The organism is Thalassospiraceae bacterium LMO-SO8 (assembly GCA_031655335.1).
Lineage (GTDB): Bacteria > Pseudomonadota > Alphaproteobacteria > Rhodospirillales > Casp-alpha2 > UBA1479.
This window is the reverse complement of record CP134226.1, coordinates 3,325,914-3,344,342: the sequence shown is the minus strand read 5'-3', so window position 1 is coordinate 3,344,342 and position 18,429 is coordinate 3,325,914. Positions and strand designations below refer to the sequence as shown.

The 18,429-nt window shown below is 65.2% G+C and carries 20 protein-coding genes and 1 tRNA gene; 6 read left to right on the top strand and 15 right to left on the bottom strand.

Annotated features, from left to right (window positions below):
* Window positions 1-7: 7 nt before the first annotated feature.
* Window positions 8-979 (bottom strand): N-acetyl-gamma-glutamyl-phosphate reductase, encoded by a 972-nt coding sequence (argC, locus tag RJ527_16095; GenBank protein ID WND75545.1) that lies wholly within the window; start codon window positions 977-979, stop codon window positions 8-10.
* Between the two features lie 170 nt (window positions 980-1,149).
* Here argC and RJ527_16090 point away from each other — a divergent pair, with 170 nt between their 5' ends.
* Entirely contained in the window at window positions 1,150-2,175 is a 1,026-nt protein-coding gene (locus RJ527_16090; protein ID WND75544.1) for an alpha/beta fold hydrolase, read from the top strand.
* A 6-nt stretch (window positions 2,176-2,181) separates the two neighbouring features.
* Here RJ527_16090 and RJ527_16085 read toward each other — a convergent pair whose 3' ends face one another.
* The gene (locus RJ527_16085; protein WND75543.1) at window positions 2,182-2,760 is read right to left on the bottom strand and encodes a thioredoxin family protein; all 579 of its coding nucleotides are present in this window, start codon (window positions 2,758-2,760) and stop codon (window positions 2,182-2,184) included.
* 161 nt (window positions 2,761-2,921) lie between these two features.
* Between RJ527_16085 and RJ527_16080 the strand changes: the two genes are divergently transcribed.
* Window positions 2,922-3,188: a DUF3764 family protein gene (locus tag RJ527_16080; protein WND75542.1), complete on the top strand. Its 267-nt coding sequence runs from the start codon at window positions 2,922-2,924 to the stop codon at window positions 3,186-3,188.
* A 153-nt stretch (window positions 3,189-3,341) separates the two neighbouring features.
* On the opposite strand, the gene rpsI is transcribed toward RJ527_16080, so the two are convergent.
* The 3 genes from rpsI to RJ527_16065 form a co-directional block, all read right to left on the bottom strand.
* On the bottom strand, window positions 3,342-3,824 hold the full coding sequence (gene rpsI, locus RJ527_16075; protein ID WND75541.1) for a 30S ribosomal protein S9: 483 nt from the start codon (window positions 3,822-3,824) through the stop codon (window positions 3,342-3,344).
* A 3-nt stretch (window positions 3,825-3,827) separates the two neighbouring features.
* On the bottom strand, window positions 3,828-4,292 hold the full coding sequence (gene rplM / locus RJ527_16070; protein ID WND75540.1) for a 50S ribosomal protein L13: 465 nt from the start codon (window positions 4,290-4,292) through the stop codon (window positions 3,828-3,830).
* A 167-nt stretch (window positions 4,293-4,459) separates the two neighbouring features.
* Entirely contained in the window at window positions 4,460-4,879 is a 420-nt protein-coding gene (locus tag RJ527_16065) for a PaaI family thioesterase (protein WND75539.1), read from the bottom strand.
* A gap of 143 nt (window positions 4,880-5,022) precedes the next feature.
* Between RJ527_16065 and RJ527_16060 the strand changes: the two genes are divergently transcribed.
* The 3 genes from RJ527_16060 to RJ527_16050 are packed head-to-tail and all read left to right on the top strand — an operon-like array spanning window position 5,023 to window position 7,683.
* Window positions 5,023-5,856, top strand: a complete 834-nt coding sequence (locus tag RJ527_16060) for an enoyl-CoA hydratase (protein ID WND75538.1) — start codon at window positions 5,023-5,025, stop codon at window positions 5,854-5,856.
* Complete coding sequence (locus tag RJ527_16055; protein WND75537.1) at window positions 5,853-6,368, top strand: CoA-binding protein; 516 nt, start codon at window positions 5,853-5,855, stop codon at window positions 6,366-6,368. The genes RJ527_16060 and RJ527_16055 overlap by 4 nt, the downstream gene beginning before the upstream one ends.
* Before the next feature lie 4 nt (window positions 6,369-6,372).
* Complete coding sequence (locus RJ527_16050) at window positions 6,373-7,683, top strand: O-acetylhomoserine aminocarboxypropyltransferase (GenBank protein ID WND75536.1); 1,311 nt, start codon at window positions 6,373-6,375, stop codon at window positions 7,681-7,683.
* Window positions 7,684-7,689: 6 nt separating this feature from the next.
* Here the strand turns inward: RJ527_16050 and RJ527_16045 are convergent, their stop codons facing one another.
* The gene (locus RJ527_16045; GenBank protein WND75535.1) at window positions 7,690-8,094 is read right to left on the bottom strand and encodes a VOC family protein; all 405 of its coding nucleotides are present in this window, start codon (window positions 8,092-8,094) and stop codon (window positions 7,690-7,692) included.
* Between the two features lie 44 nt (window positions 8,095-8,138).
* The gene (locus RJ527_16040; GenBank protein WND75534.1) at window positions 8,139-9,071 is read right to left on the bottom strand and encodes an exopolyphosphatase; all 933 of its coding nucleotides are present in this window, start codon (window positions 9,069-9,071) and stop codon (window positions 8,139-8,141) included.
* Between the two features lie 181 nt (window positions 9,072-9,252).
* Here RJ527_16040 and RJ527_16035 point away from each other — a divergent pair, with 181 nt between their 5' ends.
* Window positions 9,253-9,639: a hypothetical protein gene (locus tag RJ527_16035; GenBank protein WND75533.1), complete on the top strand. Its 387-nt coding sequence runs from the start codon at window positions 9,253-9,255 to the stop codon at window positions 9,637-9,639.
* A gap of 167 nt (window positions 9,640-9,806) precedes the next feature.
* Here the strand turns inward: RJ527_16035 and RJ527_16030 are convergent, their stop codons facing one another.
* The 8 genes from RJ527_16030 to RJ527_15995 form a co-directional block, all read right to left on the bottom strand.
* On the bottom strand, window positions 9,807-10,862 hold the full coding sequence (locus tag RJ527_16030; protein ID WND75532.1) for a class 1 fructose-bisphosphatase: 1,056 nt from the start codon (window positions 10,860-10,862) through the stop codon (window positions 9,807-9,809).
* 106 nt (window positions 10,863-10,968) lie between these two features.
* Window positions 10,969-11,490 (bottom strand): hypothetical protein, encoded by a 522-nt coding sequence (locus RJ527_16025; protein WND75531.1) that lies wholly within the window; start codon window positions 11,488-11,490, stop codon window positions 10,969-10,971.
* A gap of 112 nt (window positions 11,491-11,602) precedes the next feature.
* A tRNA-Glu gene (locus RJ527_16020) sits at window positions 11,603-11,680 on the bottom strand.
* A 76-nt stretch (window positions 11,681-11,756) separates the two neighbouring features.
* Window positions 11,757-13,616 (bottom strand): single-stranded-DNA-specific exonuclease RecJ, encoded by a 1,860-nt coding sequence (gene recJ / locus RJ527_16015; protein ID WND75530.1) that lies wholly within the window; start codon window positions 13,614-13,616, stop codon window positions 11,757-11,759.
* Entirely contained in the window at window positions 13,588-14,565 is a 978-nt protein-coding gene (glpX, locus tag RJ527_16010; GenBank protein WND75529.1) for a class II fructose-bisphosphatase, read from the bottom strand. Before glpX ends, recJ begins: the two co-directional genes overlap by 29 nt.
* 30 nt (window positions 14,566-14,595) lie before the next feature.
* Window positions 14,596-15,888, bottom strand: a complete 1,293-nt coding sequence (locus RJ527_16005; GenBank protein ID WND75528.1) for a homoserine dehydrogenase — start codon at window positions 15,886-15,888, stop codon at window positions 14,596-14,598.
* Window positions 15,885-17,114 carry an LL-diaminopimelate aminotransferase gene (locus RJ527_16000; protein ID WND75527.1) on the bottom strand — a complete coding sequence of 410 codons (1,230 nt, stop codon included), beginning with the start codon at window positions 17,112-17,114 and terminating at the stop codon, window positions 15,885-15,887. Before RJ527_16000 ends, RJ527_16005 begins: the two co-directional genes overlap by 4 nt.
* Before the next feature lie 117 nt (window positions 17,115-17,231).
* Window positions 17,232-18,416, bottom strand: a complete 1,185-nt coding sequence (locus RJ527_15995; protein WND75526.1) for an OmpA family protein — start codon at window positions 18,414-18,416, stop codon at window positions 17,232-17,234.
* Window positions 18,417-18,429: the final 13 nt, after the last annotated feature.

Genomic DNA, 18,429 nt, shown 5'->3' with positions numbered 1-18,429 from the left:
CTGGATCTCAGTTCAACAAGTCGGCGGAAGGCTCAAGGCCCGTGGCCTCGTCGATTCCCAGCATGAGGTTGAGGCACTGCACCGCCTGCCCCGACGCCCCCTTGCCCAGGTTGTCGAGCAGCGCCGTCAGCACTACCTGGCCCGTGGCTTCGTTGGCGAAGACAAAGAGCTTCAGATCGTTGGTGCCGTTCAGGCCCTCGGGCTCCAAATGTCCCATTCCAAGCGCCGCGTCATAACTCTCGACGGTGACGAAACGGCGGCCCGCGTAATGGTCGGCGAGCGCCCCATGCAGGTCCTTGGCCGTCGGCGTGCCCGGCAGCGTCCACAGGGGCACCGGGATCTGCACGATCATGCCCTGGTGGTAACGCGCCACGGAGGGCACGAAGATCGGCGCGTGGTTCAACCCAGAATACTTATGGATTTCCGGCACGTGCTTGTGCGCTAGACCAAGCGCGTAGACCCGCACGGCAGTGTCGATATGCCCTTCCGCGTTCGGATTCTCGAAGGCCTCGATCAATTGCCGCCCGCCGCCGGAATAGCCCGACACGGCGTTGATCGCGGCGGGAAAGTCCTTGGGCAGCAATCCGGCCGACACCAACGGGTGCAGCAGCGACACCGAGGCAACGGCATAGCAGCCCGTGTTGGCCACGCGCGCGGCACCGGCGACCGTGGCCTCATGGCCCTTGTCGTATTCCGGAAAGCCGTAGGCCCAGCCGGCGGCCGTGCGGTGCGCGGTCGAGGCGTCGATCACCCGGGTCGAATTGTTTTCGATCAGCGCCACGGATTCCTTGGCCGCCGCATCGGGCAGGCAGAGGATCGCGACGTCCGCCGCGTTCAGCATCTCTGCCCGCGCCCCGGCGTCCTTGCGGCGGTCGTCGGCCAGGCGCAACAGGTCCACGTCGGCGCGGCGGGACAGGCGCTGGCTGATCTGCAGTCCCGTGGTCCCTACTTCCCCGTCGATGAATACCTTGGCGGTCATGGTCTCAGTCCTTGTGGTATCTTGGCCTTGTCGCGAATGAGTCTTTGCGCCGACAGGGTATAGGCGGACCGAGGCCCCGGCGCAAGAATGCGCATTGATCCGCCGGACGCCACGGGTCTAGAGTTTCCCCCACACCTCCCGCCGCCTCCCTTTGCGAAAGCCCCAAACTCATGCTGCTGCCGACCTCCAAAACCTTCACCCATGGCGATTTCAAACTGTCCACGGGGGAGACCCTGCCGGACCTGACCATCGCCTACGAAACCTGGGGCAAGCTCAACGCCGCTGGCGACAACGCCATCCTGCTGTGCCACGGCTACACTAACTTCCCCCATGCCGCGGGCGACGCAAGCGGCTGGGCCCACAACCTGATCGGCCCGGGCAAGGGCATCGACACGGACAAGTATTTCGTCGTCTGCTCCAACAACCTGGGTTCCAGCTACGGCACCTCCAGCGCCGCGACGGTCAACCCGGCGACCGGCAAGCTCTGGGGTCCCGACTTTCCCAAGTTTACGGTGGCCGACACGGTCGAGGCGCAGCGCATCCTCATCGACCATCTGGGCATCGGCCAGTTGAAGGCCGTCATCGGTTACTCCTACGGCGGCCACCTGACCTTCCGCTGGGGGGCGACCCATCCCGACCGCATGCGCGCCCTGGTGCCGATCGCCGGCGTCATCAAGCGCGCCACCACCATGGCGCAGGTCGAAGAAATCCGCAGCCGCTATGCCAAGTGTGCCGGCTGGAACGGCGGCCATTACGTCGGCAATCCCGACGCAGGGCCGGTCTATGCGGAATTGGCGGCGGCGCGCGTCGAACGGCTGACCAACTACGGCATCGGCGACTACCTGGCCGACACCCTGGGCGGCAAGGAAGCGGCCGCGGTCGAAATCCGCAAACGCGGCGAGGCCTGGGCCAAGGAATTCGACGCCAACTGCCTTTACCAACTGTACGAGGCCGGAATTGGCTCGGACATGACGCCGTACGTGTCCAAGTACAAAGCCCCCCTGCTGAACGTGCTGGCGGATACGGACAACATCGTCGACGTGGCGCTCGGCCAGCCGACGGTCGACCTCCTGAAAGCCGAAGGTCTGGATGCGGAGTTCTGTGAGATCAAGACCAAGTACGGTCACGCCGGGCCGATGATCGACGCCGACCTGTGGGCGGACAAACTGCGGGCATTCCTCGACCGCACACCCTGATTCGGATCACCAGACCTTGGGCTTTTGGCCGGCCTTTTCCATTTCCTCGAACTTATGTTGCAGGAAGCGCTGGAACGGCTGGTCCTTATAGGCGCCGGCCTTCACGTATTCGAACATGGATCGGAAATGGAACGGCTTGAAATAGCCGGGCATGCGCGCGACCTCGGTCTCGCCCGCCTTCATTTCCTCGGGCGTGGGCAGGAACACGATCGTCGGCGTGAAGTTGACACGCCAACGGCGGGCCAAGTCCCGTTCCTCCATGGCCTTGCCGTCCAGGTCCGTAACCTCGCGCGATCCCCACAGGTTCAATTGCAGGACCACGAAGTTCGCCTTCACGAAGTCGGTCAGCTCGGGCACCTGGAAGTTCACGGTGTGCATCTCGCGGCAGTAGGGGCAGCCCTTCTGCTCGAAGATCACGGCCACGCGTTTGCCCTGGGCCGCCGCCTCGGCCATGTCCTCGGCCAGGATCAGGAAGGTTTCCGCGAACCAGGGCTGCTTATGCAGGCCGTCCTCGCCCACCGTGGCGGCGCGGGCCGCGCCCGAAACCGCCAGCAACACAATCACCGCCGTCAGAAGCCGTCGCATGTCATGTCCTCCCGTCGTTGGGGGCCATAGTGTAGCGCGAAAGCCTTCTACCCGACAGGGCGCACGGAAAAGGCGGTCTTGATACCCGGCCGTTCAACCAAGAAATGGCGGGGAGCCGGTTAATGTGCTACCCGTGACCGGAAATCAGAGGGGAACAGCATATGCCGACAATTCTCATGACAGCGAAACTGGAGAAGCCTTTTGCCGACTGGGCCAAGGCCTTCGACGACCATAAACCCGCCCGGGAAGCAGCGGGCATCAGGGCCATCTACAGAGGTCACCAACTGGATGCGCCGGACATCATTCATGTTCTGATGTCGGTCCCCTCCATGGAGGTTATGGAGGCCTTCATCGCGGAACACGGCGAAACCATCAAGAAATCCGGACACAATGTCGAGTCGACCAAGACCACGGTCTGTTCCGACTGACGCGCGTTAGACAGTCGACATGAAAAAGGCCGCTCCCAGGGGAGCGGCCTTGATCTTTTTGCCGGGTGACGGGCGGTGCCCATCGCCCTGTCGGCGCATTTTCTTCGCGCAAAACAACCTTCGCGGCGGCAAGCCGACGCTTGGGTTTTGCGACTAGCGCTTCGAGAACTGGAAGCTGCGGCGGGCCTTGCGGCGGCCGAACTTCTTACGCTCGACGGCGCGGCTGTCACGGGTCAGGAACCCGCCGGCCTTCAGCTTGCCGCGCAGGGTCGGCTCGAAATAGGTCAGCGCACGGGAGATGCCGTGGCGCACGGCGCCGGCCTGGCCCGAAAGCCCACCGCCCTTGACCGTGCACATGACGTCGTACTGGCCCAGGCGCTCAACCGTTTCGAACGGCTGCTTGATCATCATCTGCAACACGGGGCGCGCGAAATAGAGCGTCACGTCCCGGCCGTTGACGGTGATCTTGCCCGGTCCCGGCTTGATCCACACGCGGGCGACGGCGTCCTTGCGGCGGCCCGTGGCGTAGGAGCGGCCGTGCTCGTCAATCACCGGCTCGGCAGGGCCCGCGTCGTCGACGTCCGGAGCACCCGTCAGTTCCTTGAGGTCCTCAAGCGTTTTCACATCTTCGGACATGGATTAGGCGCTCCTTTTGTTCTTCGGGTTCATGGACGCAACGTCCAGAACCTGCGGCTGCTGGCCGGCATGGGGATGCTCGGCGCCGGCATAGACATGCAGCTTGCGCATCTGCTCACGGCCCAGCGGGTTGCGGCTGATCATCCGCTCGACGGCCTTGATGACGACGCGCTCGGGATGGGCGCCGCCCAGGATGCCGCCGGCCGTGCGGGTCTTGATGCCGCCCGGATGGCCCGTGTGGTAATGGTACTTCTTGTCCGCCAGCTTGTTGCCGGTCAGGCGCACCTTGCCGGCGTTGATGACGATGATGTGGTCGCCGCAATCGATATGCGGGGTGTACATCGGCTTGTGCTTGCCGCGCAGGCGAGAGGCGATGACCGACGCCAGACGACCGAGGACAAGACCTTCGGCATCGACGACGAACCAACCCTTTTCGACTTCCGTCGGTTTCGCGGAATAGGTTTTCATCGGTTCACGTTCCTTAAAAGCTTTCGCGGCCCGATCCCCAGGCAAAACGCGCACAGGGAGGGCCGAAGGCGGCGGAATATGCCACACAAGAGCGGGAAGTCAAGCGGAATAACGCAACATTTTCCGTCGCTTACAAGCACGGTATCATAATACCGTAATTTTACACCTCAGCCTTGCGGCGGGATCGAATAGGTCCCGGTCATATGCGCCACGGCGGCGTCGAAGCCGTCGGACCGGACCGTCACCTCAATCACCGCGAGACGCTTGCCCAGCTTCAGGACCGAGGCCTCGGCGATCAGGTCGGCGGGCTCCGGCCGATGCAGGAAGTTGGCGTTGAAACTGGTGGTGACGGCCAGTTTCACGGGCCCGATGCGGCCCAGAAGGGCGGCGTACATGGCGGCGTCGGCGAGCGCCATCATGGCCGGACCCGACACGGTGCCGCCGGGGCGCAGCTGGCGGTCGCTGGCCGGCATGCGCAACACCGCCGTGCCTTCCCCGATGTCGTCGGCGCGCATGCCGACCTCATGGGCGAAAGGCAGTTCCTCTTCCATGATGCGGTTGAAATCTTCTGCGGTGATTTCCGGCAAGGCGCGGGCTCCGGGCTGAATTGAATGAAACGCGACCGTAATTTACGTTAACGTAAACGTCAATTAAGGGACGGTCATGCCTGCCCCGCTTGCCATCCCCGGCCACCGGGCCTTAGAAACATAAGGCGGAGGAAACATCGCCCATGATCGACACTGCCAGCCAAGGTGCCAACGAGGCCGTGCTTCTGCGCGACGACCGCGACGGCATCGCGACCCTGACCCTCAACCGGCCGGACAAGTTCAACGCGCTGTCGACCGAATTGATGGGCGCCGTGCAGGACCAGCTGGACGCCCTGATGGACGACCGCACCGTCAAGGTCGTGGTCATCGCCGCCAACGGCCGCGCCTTCTGCGCCGGGCACGACTTGCAGGAAATGAAGACCATGGCGGACCGGGCGCCGCTGGAAGCCCTGTTCAAGCAGTGCTCGCGGATGATGACCTCCCTCACCCGCATTCCGCAGCCGGTGATCGCGCGGGTCCACGGCGTCGCCACGGCGGCGGGCTGTCAGCTGGTGGCGCAATGCGATCTCGCCGTCGCCGCCGAGGGCGTGCGCTTCGCGACCTCGGGCATCAATCTGGGGCTGTTCTGTTCCACGCCCATGGTCGCCGTGACCCGCAACCTGCCGCGCAAACAGGCGCTGGAGATGCTCTACACCGGCGATTTCATCGATGCCGAGACGGCCCGGCAATACGGCCTGATCAACCGGGTGGTGCCGGCGGACAGGCTCGACCGCGCCACGGACGACCTCGCCCGCACCATCGCCGACAAATCCCCCCGCGCCATCCAGTTCGGCAAGGAGCTGTTCTACAGGCAGATCGAGGAAGGCCTGGACGCCGCCTACGATCTGGCGACCGAAACCATTATTCAGAACATGCTGCACCCGGACGCCCAGGGCGGCGTCGCCGCCTTCCTGGAAAAGCAACCCATGCCGCAGTGGCAGGACCTGTCCAAGATCACGGAGGACGACAAGACGTGAGCCAGCCCGCCGACGCCCCTGCCCCGCCGCTGCACTACGACGACGCCCTGGTCGCGGGCGTGTTGAAGGACGTGCGCACCATCGCCATGGTGGGCGCCTCGCCCAACTGGGTGCGGCCGTCCAACTTCGCCATGAAATACCTGTTGGGCAAGGGCTACACCGTGATCCCCATCAATCCGGGCCACGCGGGCAAGGAGATCTGGGATCAGATGACCTATGCCGAACTGGGCGAGGTGCCCGGCCCCGTCGACATGGTCGACGTGTTCCGCGCGTCCAAGGACGCGGGCGGCATCGTCGACCGCGCCATCGAACTGAAGGACGCAAAGGGCATCAAGGTAATCTGGATGCAGTTGGGCGTGCGCGACGACGCGGCGGCGGCGCGGGCCGAGGCCGCCGGGATTACCGTCATCATGGACCGCTGCCCCAAGATCGAATACGGGCGGCTGTTCGGCGAACTGGGCTGGTGCGGCGTCAATTCCGGCGTCATCTCGGCCAAGCGGCCGAAACGCTGACGCCATGACCGACAGCAAGGACAAATCCGCGGGCCCACCCGAATTCGGCTTTGAGACCCGCGCCATTCACGCCGGTGCGCGCCCCGACGCGGAAACGGGGGCGCGGGTCACGCCGATCCACCAGAACACGTCCTATGTGTTCGAAAGCGCCGAACACGCGGCCGACCTGTTCAACCTGCAGACCTTCGGCTTCATCTATTCGCGCCTGACCAACCCGACCGTCTCGGTGCTGGAGGAACGCCTCGCCAATCTGGAGGGCGGACGCGCCGCCGTTTGCGCCGCCTCGGGCCATGCGGCGCAGTTCCTCACCATGTTCACGCTGCTGGAACCGGGCGACAGCTTCATCGCCTCGAAGAACCTCTACGGCGGATCGATCACCCAGTTCGGCCACTCGTTCAAGAAGCTCGGCTGGACCTGCCATTTCACCGAACCGACGCCGGACGCGTTCCAACGCGCCCTCGCCGAGCATCCCGACGCCAAATGCATCTTCCTCGAAGCGCTCGCCAACCCGGGCGGCCTCGTCGTCGATCTGGAGCCGGTCGCCGAGATCGCCCACGCGGCGGGCATTCCCCTCATCGTCGACAACACGCTGGCGACGCCCTATCTGCTGCGGCCCTTCGACTGGGGGGCCGACATCGTCGTCCATTCGACGACCAAGTTCCTGTCAGGCCACGCCAACTCCATGGGCGGGGCGGTGATCGAATCAGGGAAATTCGACTGGGCGGGTTCGGGTAAGTTCCCCGGCATGACCACGCCCGACCCGGCCTATCACGGCCTCACGTTCTACGAGACCTTCGGCGACTTCGGCTTCACCATGAAGGCCCGCGCGGTCGCGCTCAGGGACTTCGGCCCCGCCATGGCGCCCCTGAACGCCTTCCTGACCATCACGGGCACGGAGACCCTGGCGCTGCGCATGGACCGCCACGTTCAGAACGCGCAGGCCGTCGCGGAATTCCTCGAAGGCCATCCGGCGGTCGCCTGGGTGTCCTATGCGGGCCTCAAATCCAGCCCGTTCCACGACCTGGCCAAGAAGTACCTGCCGAAGGGTGCCGGCTCCGTGTTCACCTTCGGCTTGAAGGGCGGCTATGAGGCCGGGATCAGATGCGTGGAGACGGTGGAGCTGTTCTCCCATCTCGCCAACGTGGGCGACACGCGCTCGCTCATCATCCATCCCGCCTCGACCACCCACCGGCAGCTGACGGAAGCGCAGCAGATCGCCGCCGGCGCCGGGCCGGACGTGGTGCGGCTCTCCGTCGGCCTGGAGACGGCGGATGATCTGATCCGGGATTTGGAAAAGGCGCTGGGCGGCGCTTAGGCGCCGTCAGACGTAATTGGACACTTCCACCAGGTTGCCGTCCGGATCGCGGAAGTAGATGGAGTTCAATTCACCCATCGCACCCGTGCGCTTGGACGGTTTGACCTCGATCTCGACGCCGACGCTTTCCAGATGCGCCATGACGTCGGCGATGGGGGTTTCCGTAATCAGGCAGAAGTCCCCCGCCCCGGTCACCGGGTTCACGCCCTTGGGCTCATAGGGGCTCGGGAACGGGTGCAGGTTGATCTTGTTGCGCCCGAACAGAAGGGCCGAGCGGACGTCGCCGGGCCGCGCCTCGAAATCTTCCCGCTTCATGCCGAGCGCCCTGGCGTAGAACGCGCAGGTCTTATCCACGTCGGCCACGGTGAGGACGAAGTGATCGATGCGGTCGATTTGGAACGGCGCGGTCATGGGAACTCCCTAACGTTTTTGGTTCTTGACGGTGAATGGTTGGATTATTTGCCGCGCACGGTGGCGACGATTTCCTGGGCGACGCGGTCGGCGTGGTCCGGTTCGACCTGGCAGGTGCCCACGGCGGCATGGCCGCCGCCGCCGTATTGCAGCAGCATGGAGCCGATGTTGGTCTTGTTGCCACGATTGAGGATCGACTTGCCCACGGCGATTTCAACCAGGCCGCGGTCCGGCAGGTTGGTCAGATGGACCGAGACGTCGCAGTCGGGATAAAGCGCATAGACCAGGAAGCGGTTGACCGTGTAGAGCATGTCCTCGCCGCGCAGGTCGACCTTGACCACGTTGTCCGTGATCTCGGCGCAACGCTTGATCTGCAATTCGGCGAATTCCTCGTTCAGGATGTAGGTGCGCACGCGCTCCGCCACGTCGGGAATCTGCAAGATCTCCTCGACCGGGTGATGCCGGCAATAGGTCATCATGTCGATCATCAGCTGTTCTTCGGAAATCGCGAAGTCGCGCAGGCGCGACAGCCCCGTGCGCCCGTCGAGGATGAAGTTGAGCAGCGTGTAGCCGTCAGGGGCGAGGATTTCCTCTTCCGTGAACTGGGCCGCGTCGGCCTTGTCGACGGCGTCGATCAGCGCCGGGTCGACCAGGGGAAAGGTATCCTTGCCGCCGTAATGGTCATAGACCACCCGCGCCGCCGAGGGCGCCTTGGGGTCGATGATGTGGTTTTCCATGGGGCCGACACGTTCCGATTCGGACACGTGGTGGTCGAAACACAGATGCACGCCCGGCACATAGGGCAGGTTGGTGGTGATGTCCTCGCGGGAAACCTCGATCCGGCCATGCTGCATGTCGCGGGGATGGGCGAACATGACCGTGTCGATCATGTCCTGCTCCATGAACAGGGCGCCGCAGACGACGCCGTCGAAATCGGGCCGGGTAATCAGCCGGTAGGATCCGGTGTCCGCGCTCATGCCTGTTTCCTCGCCCATTTCGATGCGCGTTTCATTGCGTCGAAGGTACTGCCTTATCTCGGCACATTGCAATATGAACCGAGGACGGCGCGACGGTGCTGATCAGAGTCCCAGCGCCCCCGGTGATGTGCTATAGCAGGCCGCACATGCCGCAGGGCGACAAAGACGAAGGGACAAGGCTATGGCCGACCACGACGACCACGATCATCACCACCATGGGCATGTCCACGGCCCCGATTACGGCCACGACCACGGTCATGACCACGGCGACGACGACCATACGCTGAGCGTGCAGATCGCCAACCAGATCATCAACGTCGCCAACACGCGCCTGGAAAGCGGCCTGCCGCCCGAGGTCATCGCCGAGGGCCTGCGCCACGCGGCGGCCAATTTCTCGGCCTTCGTCGCCCAGCACACGGACCCGGATGCCATTGCCGAAGGCCATATCACCGAGGAATTCCACCACATGCTGGAATACTACGCCCAGGTCCACGGCGGGCAGCATGAACAGCCCAAGCCGGCGGCCGGCCTGCATCAGCTGATCAATCAGGTGAAGGACGAGTTCTGATCCCGGCGACATTCGCCGCCTGACGTCCCCAAACCACCGTCCTTATATGGTCGTGCCCGTGCTTGACACGGGCATCCACGCCTTCCTTCTCTCGGTTTTCCACTTGATCGGGACGTGGATGGCCGGGCCTGAGCCCGGCCATGACGCTTTGGAAGGGACGGCAGACTCTACTCCGCCGCGCCGGCGCGGCTGGCGGGGGCGGCGTCGGCTTCCGCCTCGGCGTGATAGTGCTCGAGGATTTCAACTTCCTCGGCCGAGCCCATCATCACCGGAACGCGCTGGTGGATATCCGTCGGCTGGACGTCGAGAATCGGACACAGGCCCGTTGTCGCCCGTCCGCCGGCATGTTCGATGATCATGGCCATGGGCGAGGCTTCGTAGAGCAGGCGCAGGCGGCCGCCCTTTTCCCGGCATTTCGCGTCGACCGGATACATGAACACCCCGCCGCGCGAAATCGCGCGGTGCACGTCGGCGACCATGGCGGCGACCCAACGCATGTTGAAGTCGCGGCCGCGGGGGCCGGTCTTGCCCGCCAGGCATTCGCCGACATAGCGGGCGACCGGCGCGTCCCAGAACCGCTGGTTCGACGCGTTGATGGCGAACTCCTTGGCCTGGGCCGGCACCTGGATGTCGCGTTCGACCAGCACGAATTCGCCGACGTTGGGATCCAGGGTGAACTTGGTGACACCTTTGCCCTCAAGCGTCAGCAGCATGGTCGTGGACGCGGAATACAGGACGTAGCCGGCGGCGATCTGGTTGCGCCCGGGTTGTAGGAAATCTTCCTTGGTCGCCAGGCGCGTCGGGTCGGGCGAGCGCAGGATGGAGAAGATCGTGCCCACCGGGCCGTTGATTTCGATGTTGGACGATCCGTCCAGCGGATCGAATACCAGGAGGTATTTGCCGCGCGGCTCGTCCATGGGGATGATGTAGGGGTCTTCCATTTCCTCGGACGCCAGCGCCGTCAGCTGCCCGCCACGGCGGGTCCAGGCCAGGAAGGTGTCGTTGGCCAGGACGTCCAATTCCTTCTGGGTCTCGTCCTGAATGTTCTGACCGACGGCCCCGCCCAGGTTACCCGCGAGATCGCCGTGATTGACCAGACTGGCCACGGCCTTGCACGCGGCCGCGATGTCGTTGATCAGCGAGGCAAGCTCGCCCGTCGCCTGCGGTTCGTTACGGACGTCTTCGTAAAGGAAATGGGCGAGTGTCAGTCTTTCGCTACCCATTGTGTCCCTCTTGGTTGATTTCATTATCGGGAAGCCGGCCGGCTAAGAACGTATGCCAGACCCCCGCCGCCGATACCAGGGATTTTGCCCCGCCGGGCCAGGCCGGTCAAACGGGCTGAGGCCCCTCGTCCTCATCCAGAAAGGCGGCCTCCTGATCCTCGACATAACGGCTGAGGGCCAGCACCTTTCCCACGCACTCCCCGCCGTCCGTGACCGGCAGGCGAAGCGCTTCGTACTGCACGGTCCGGCCCGAGAGGGTGGTGAATCGGTTGAGGTAGAGAATGGCCCCCCGCGCCGCCACGGCGCGTTCGTTCTGGTGCAGCATGGCGTCGGCAAGGCCCGGAATTTTCAATTCCTTCACCGACTTTCCTGTCATGTCGGCTCCCTGCAGGCTGGTGCGCTCCGTCCCCCAATAGCGGAACACGAAGCTGCGGTGGTCCGCGACCACGTCCATGACAACCAACCAGGGTAAAATCGTGGCGGGAAACTCGACGAGCCGGATATCGGCCCAGGCAGGCATGCCGTTCGCCCCCGCGCGCGCCGCCCAATAGCCGTGAAGCCAGGCAAAGTCACCGGTAAACGTCGACGGATCGACGGGGCGTTCCTCGGCGCTGAACGCGTCGCTCACAAAACCAACTCCCAATCACCGCCAAAACGGGCGGTGCCTCTTCCCACACGTCATTGCAACCGGAAACCGGGTCCGGTGCAATGAATTACGTGCGGATTTATCGATAGAAAATTGGCGTCCCCAAGGGGATTCGAACCCCTGTCTCCTCCGTGAAAGGGAGGTGTCCTAGGCCGGGCTAGACGATGGGGACGCTGTGGCCCATGGCCCGAAGGCGCACTTGGTATACGGCCCAAGACGCAAAATCAAGGGGACTTTTTCAATAATCGTCATCCGCCCGCCGGCTGGGCGTCCTCGATCTGGAATTGCACCGTGGTTCGGCCGTTCCAGTTGTTGAAACGCAGGCGTCCCGCCAAGTGCATCAGGCGTCCGTCATGGTTCAACAAAGCCGGCCCGAGATCGGAATCGAGGGCCCGGAAAGCGATGCCTTCAAGCGCCCCCCGGCTGTCCTTCGCGACAGAACACTTCACGTGATTCTCCCCGACCCGGTCGGCATAGGTCAGGCGCACGTGCGGCATGACGAAGCGCGGCTCGGGATTGCCGGCCCCGAAGGGGCCCAGCAGGGCGATTTCATCGACCAGGGCCTCGGTCGCCCCGTCGGGGCGAAGACCGCCGTCAAGATAGAGCGTCGGCAGAATGCCGCCTTCGGCCACATGAGCGGCCACCCGGTCATCGAGAAAGGCGCGGAACGCCGCCAGGCGGTCGCGCGCCACGGTGAACCCCGCCGCCATGGCATGGCCGCCGCCCTTCACGATCAGGCCCGCCTGGCGCGCGGCGATGATGGCGGCGCCCAGATCCACGCCCTTGACCGACCGGCCGGAGCCGACACCGAGATCGCCGTCGCCGTTAAAGGCAACAACGCAGGCCGGCCGGTTGTAGCGTTCCTTCAGGCGGCTCGCGACGATGCCGATGACCCCCGGGTGCCAGCCGTCGCCGTGGGCCAAGGCCACGGCCCCCATGGCGTTGGCGCTGCCGCCGCCGGCGTCCTCAAGCTGCGCCATCGCACCTTGCAGCACCACCCCCTCGATGGTCTGGCGGTCGCGGTTGAAGGCATCCAGCTTGCGCGCCAGATGCCAGGCCTCGTCCTCGTGTTCCGTGGTCATCAGCCGGTATCCCAGGTCCGATTCGCCGACCCGCCCGCCGGCGTTGACCCGGGGGCCCATGACGAAGCCCAGGTGATAGGCCGTCGGCGCCTCGTCCACCCCGGCCACGTCGGCCAGGGCGCGAAGCCCTAAATTCCGCCGCCCCGCCATGATCTTCATGCCTTGAGTAACCAAAGCACGGTTAATTCCCGTCAAAGGCACCACGTCGCAGACCGTGCCCAGGGCGACCATGTCGAGCCATTGCATCAGGTCAGGTTCGGGCCGCGACGTGTACCAGCCCGCCCCGCGCAGCACCCGGTTGATGGCCACGATCAGAAGGAACGTCACGCCCACGGCGGCCAGTTGGCCGTATCCGGCCGCTTCGTCCAGACGGTTGGGATTGATCACCGCCTCGGCCTTGGGCAGGTCGGCCTCGGCCGTGTGGTGGTCGACCACGACCACGTCGATGCCGGCGTCACGGGCGGCGGCCAGGGGCTCGAACGCCAGCGTGCCGCAATCCACCGTGACCACCACGGACGCCCCGTGGTTGTCCTTCAGCCCCAGGATGGCCGCCGTATTGGGGCCGTAGCCTTCCTTGATGCGGTCGGGGATATGGACCGCCGTGCGTCCGCCGGCGGCGCGCACGAAGCGGCTCAGCAGCGCCGACGAGGTCGCCCCGTCCACGTCGTAGTCGCCGAAGATGCCGATGCATTCGTTCTGCATGATGGCCCCGGCCAGGCGTTCGGCCCCCTGCCCCATGTCGAGAAAACGATCCGGGTCGGGCAAGAGGTCGCGCAAGGTCGGCGCCAGGAAACTCGGCACGTCCTCCACATTGACGCCGCGCCCGGCCAGCACGCGGGCCGTCAGCTCGGAAAGCTCCCACCGTTGAACGAAGGTCTGCACGGTGCGCGGGTCGACAGGCCGTTCCAGCCACTGACGCCCGGTCAGTGAGCGCGCGACGCCGAGAACCCGGGCCGTTTCGGCCCTGCCATGCCGCGGATGATCCGCTGTCCCGATGTCAGGACCTGCGAGAGAGCTTGGACACATGATGGTGTCCTTCGATGTAGCGCAGCGTCAGCGTCTTGGAGCGCACGACGAGCGAATGGGTGGTCGCCATGCCGCGACCGGGAAACTGAACGCCGGACAGCATGGGCCCCGTGGTCACGCCGGTGGCGGCGAAGGTGACGTTACCGGACGCCATGTCGGTCATGTCGTACTTGCGGGCCGGGTCATCGACCCCGGCCTTGCGCAGGCGCGCCGTCTCGTCGTCGTTGCGCACGATCAGGCGGCTTTGCATTTGCCCGCCCAGGCCGCGCAACGCGGCGGCGGCCAGCACGCCCTGGGTCGCCCGCCCGCTGCCCAGGAAGATATCGACGCCCGATCCCGGCAGGGCCGTAGCGACCACGCCGGACACGTCACCGTCGAGAATCAGGCGAATACGGGCCCCCGCCTCCCGCACCTTGGCGACGATCTGCGCATGGCGCGGCCGGTCGAGCATGCAGACCACCAAATCCGACACCTTGACCTTCTTGGCCTTGGCGAGAGCCGTCAGGTTGTCCGCCGGGTCGGCGTCCAGATCGACAATGTTCTTGGGCAGGCCCGGGCCGACGGCGATCTTTTCCATGTAGAGATTAGGCACGGAGAGAAAACCCCCGTCCTGGGCCAGGGCGATGACCGACAGCGCGTTGTAACCGCCGCGCGCGATGATCGACTTGCCCTCGAGCGCCAGCACGGCGACGTCGGCCTTGGGCGCACCGCCGGTGCCAAGCTTCTGGCCCGTATACAGATCCTCGACCTCGCCTTCCTCGCCCTCGCCCATGCGCACGGTGCCGTCCACCATCAGGGTGTCCAGACTGTCCATCATGGCCTTCACGGCGGCCTCGTCGGCGGCGCGCTCGTCGCCGCCGCCCAGATGGGCCATGGCCGCCACGGCGGCGGCCTCGGTCACACGGACGGCCTCAAGGGCCAGATTGCGGTCGGTCACGGCATCGGTCACGGACGGATCCTCATCACTCTTTTATTCGGACTACAGGTCTTCGATGCGAATGATACGCGGCGTCATGACCACGGCGTCAAGGGCGGCGATGGCGGCAACCGCCTCGGTCATGTCCGATTCCAGGGTGTCGTGGGTGGTCATCACCACCGGCACGCGCTCGCCCGGATCGCGGCCGCGCTGGATGATCGATTCCATGGACACGTTATGCGCGCCCAAGGCCTGGGCGATGCCGGCGAACACGCCCGGCTTGTCCACGACCTCGAACCGCATGTAATAGCAGCCCCGGTGCGCCGCCATGGACACGGGCCGAGGGGTGGTCAGATCCGCCGCCGGGCGGGCGAAGCCCGGCACCATGTTGCCGCGCGCGATGTCGATGATGTCGGCGACCACGGCGGAAGCCGTCGGCCCGGCGCCCGCACCCCGGCCCTGCATCAGCACACGGTCGACGAAATCGCCTTCGGCGACGACGGCGTTGAATACACCGTCGACATGATTGATCGGCGCATCCATCGGCACCATGCAGGGGTGCACCCGCTGCTCGACCCCCGCCGCCGTTTCCGTGGCGATGCCCAAAAGCTTGATGCCGTACCCCAGTTCCTTGGCGAAGGCCAGATCGACGGGCGAGACATGGCGGATGCCCTCGACATGGACCGACTTGAAATCGACCTGGGTACCGAACGCCAGGGCCGCCAGAATCGCCAGCTTGTGGGCGGCGTCGATGCCGTCGATGTCGAAACTGGGGTCGGTCTCGGCATAGCCCTCGGCCTGGGCCTCGGCCAGCACGTCATTGAACTCGCGCCCGGTGTCGCGCATTTCCGTCAGGATGTAATTGCAGGTGCCGTTGAGAATGCCGTAGACCCGGGAAATGGCGTTGGCCGCCAGCCCTTCGCGCAACCCCTTCAGGATTGGAATGCCGCCCGCCACGGCCGCCTCGAAGGTCAGCGCCACGCCCGATTTCTCGGCGGCGGCGGCGAGCGTCTGACCGTGATGGGCGATCAGCGCCTTGTTGGCGGTAACGACGTGCTTGCCGTTGGCCAGGGCTGCTTCGCACAGGTCCTTGGCGACGCCGTCGGACCCGCCGATCAACTCAACCACCACGTCCACGGCGGGATCGGCGGCCAGCGTCAGGGGGTCATCCGTCCACGAAACCCCGGACAGATCGACGCCACGGTCCTTGTTGGGATCACGGGCGGAAACGGCGGTGATGTCGATGGCGCGACCGGCCCGGCGGGCGATCTCGTCCCGATGGGTGGCCAGGACCCGGACCGTGCCCGCGCCGACAGTGCCAAGCCCGGCAATGCCCACGCGCAACGGCGCCGTCATCCGCCGAGGGCCCGCCTGCCGGCGTCCAAGTTATCCAGATTACCGGCGCGGTAACGTTGCAGGAAGGACTTGATGGCGCGCAGGGCCTGCCGCGTCCGATGCACGTTTTCCACCACGGCGATGCGCACGAAGCCGTCACCGTGTTCGCCGAAGCCGACACCGGGCGCGACCGCGACCTGGGCCTCGGACAGCAGAAGCTTGGAAAACTCGAGAGAACCGAGATGGGCCATGTCCTCGGGGATCGGTGCCCAAGCGAACATCGTCGCCGGCGGCGCCGGCACGTCCCAGCCGGCGGACGCCAGGCCGGAAATCAGCACGTCGCGGCGTTCCTTGTAGACCGCGCGCATCTCGTCGACGCAGTCCTGCGGCCCGTTCAGCGCGGCGGCGGCGGCCACCTGGATCGGCGTGAAGGCGCCGTAATCCAGATAGGACTTTACCCGCGCCAAAGCGGAAATCAGTTCCCGGTTGCCGGCCGCGAAGCCGATACGCCACCCGGGCATGGAATAGGTCTTGCTCATCGACGTGAATTCGACGGCGACGTCCCAGGCCTTTTGAATCTGCAAAATTGACGGCGGCGGATTGTTGTCGAAATAAACTTCCGAATAGGCCAGATCCGACAGGATGTAGATTTCGTGGAAGCGGCAGAAATCGACCACTTGTTCGTAGAACGCCAGGGTGCAGAGCTCCGCCGTCGGGTTGTTCGGATAGTTGAGGACGATCGCCGTCGGCTTGGGCACGCTGTGCTGCACGGCGCGCTCCAGGGCGCGGAAGAAGTCCTCGTCGGCCTTGACCGGAATGTTGCGCACGGCGGCGCCGTTGATGATGAAGCCGAACTGATGGATCGGGTAGCTCGGGTTCGGCACCAGGATCACGTCGCCGGGGCTGGTGATGGCCGCCGACAGGTTGGCGAGGCCTTCCTTGGACCCTAGGGTCACGATGGCTTCGTGTTCCGGGTCCACGGAAACATTGAATCGGCGCTCGTAATAGGCCGACAGCGCCTTGCGCAAGCCGGGAATGCCGCGCGAATTGGAATACCGGTGGGTCTTCGGATCCTGCGCCGCCTCGACCATCTTATCGACGATGTGCTGCGGTGTCGGCAGGTCCGGGTTGCCCATGCCGAAATCAATGATGTCCTCGCCGTTGGCGCGGGCGCGCGCCTTCATGGCGTTCACTTCCGCGAACACATAGGGCGGGAGACGGCGGATACGGTGGAATTCCTGTTTCATCGCGGCTTCATCATGTGCCAGAGCGGGGGCGGATACAACAGCCAAGCGGGCCCAGAACGCGCGCTCTGCGGGCGCGTTCCGGCTCCGGCCGGCGGCAATCCTTTAGCGGGAAAAGCCTCAGCGCGTCAAAAAGATTTCCGCGCGCCGGTTCCCGGCTTCGCCGTTCGGCATGATTTCCTGATACAGCGGCTGCGTGTCGGACAGCGCCGCGGTCGCCACCGTGCGCCGATTCGCGCCACGCCGGATCAGTTCCTTGGCGACCATCTTGGCCCGCTCGGCGGACATCTTGTAGTTCACCAGACGGTGCTTTTCCGGGCTCAGGTTGCGCGTCCGCGAGGACGAGTGGCCGACCACATGCAGGGTGCCTCCCCGTTCCTTCTGCAAGGCCACGACCTGGGCCAGAATCTGGCGGTCGCGCACCGACAGCTTGGACGAGCCGTTGGGGAACACGATGGTCGCGACCCGGGTCGCCCCCGGCGGCAGCGGCTGCGACTGGGGCGTGCCCGCCACGGCGGCCCCTTCCATGACGGTGGCCGGAAGCTCGGTCATTCCCGGCTCGATGACGCCGTCACCGGAAATCACCATCGTTTCGCCGACACCCACGCCGGACGGCATGCCGGTCGGGCGCACGAACTTGGGTTCTTCCCCGGCGGCGGCGAGAATTTCGGCCAACCGTTTCTGCATGCGGTTCTGGAACCCGGAGAATTCGGCTTCCTGTTCAGCCTGGGTCGGGATCGTGAACTGCGGCACGCCCGGGACCGTGGTCGCCAGTTGCTCCTCGCCGGCGGGCGGGGTCAGGGTTTCCTTGGGTTGGGTCAGCTTGGGCCCCTCGGCCATGGTCTTGGATGCCGGCTTTTCGGCCATCGGCGTCGGGGCGGGCGGCGCCGTGGGGGCGGTTGCCGGGCGCACCGGATCGGCGGCGGCGCTCTGGTCCTGACGGGTGATGGCGGGCGCATAGCGCGGGCGGTCCGGATCGGCGGCAAGGCCTAGATTACGGCTCTCTTGCTGCTTGGTCACATCGGACACCTTGGGGAATTCCTTGGATGACTGTTCCTGGCCGGCGGCTTCCGCAACCTGCTGCTCGCGCTGACGGCGCGCCTCTTCCTCGGGGTCACCGGCAGCCTTGTCGCCGGAGAACAGATCGACCGTGCTTTTGTACCATTCGGCCGGGTTGACGGCGTCGGGCACCGACGAACAGCCGGTCAAGAGGACCGCCATGACGGCAACCATCGGCACGGACCGCAACAGGCCCCGATGCGGGCCAGCCTGAAACTGAACAACGTCCTCCTTAATCACGCCCATGTGCCGCAATACT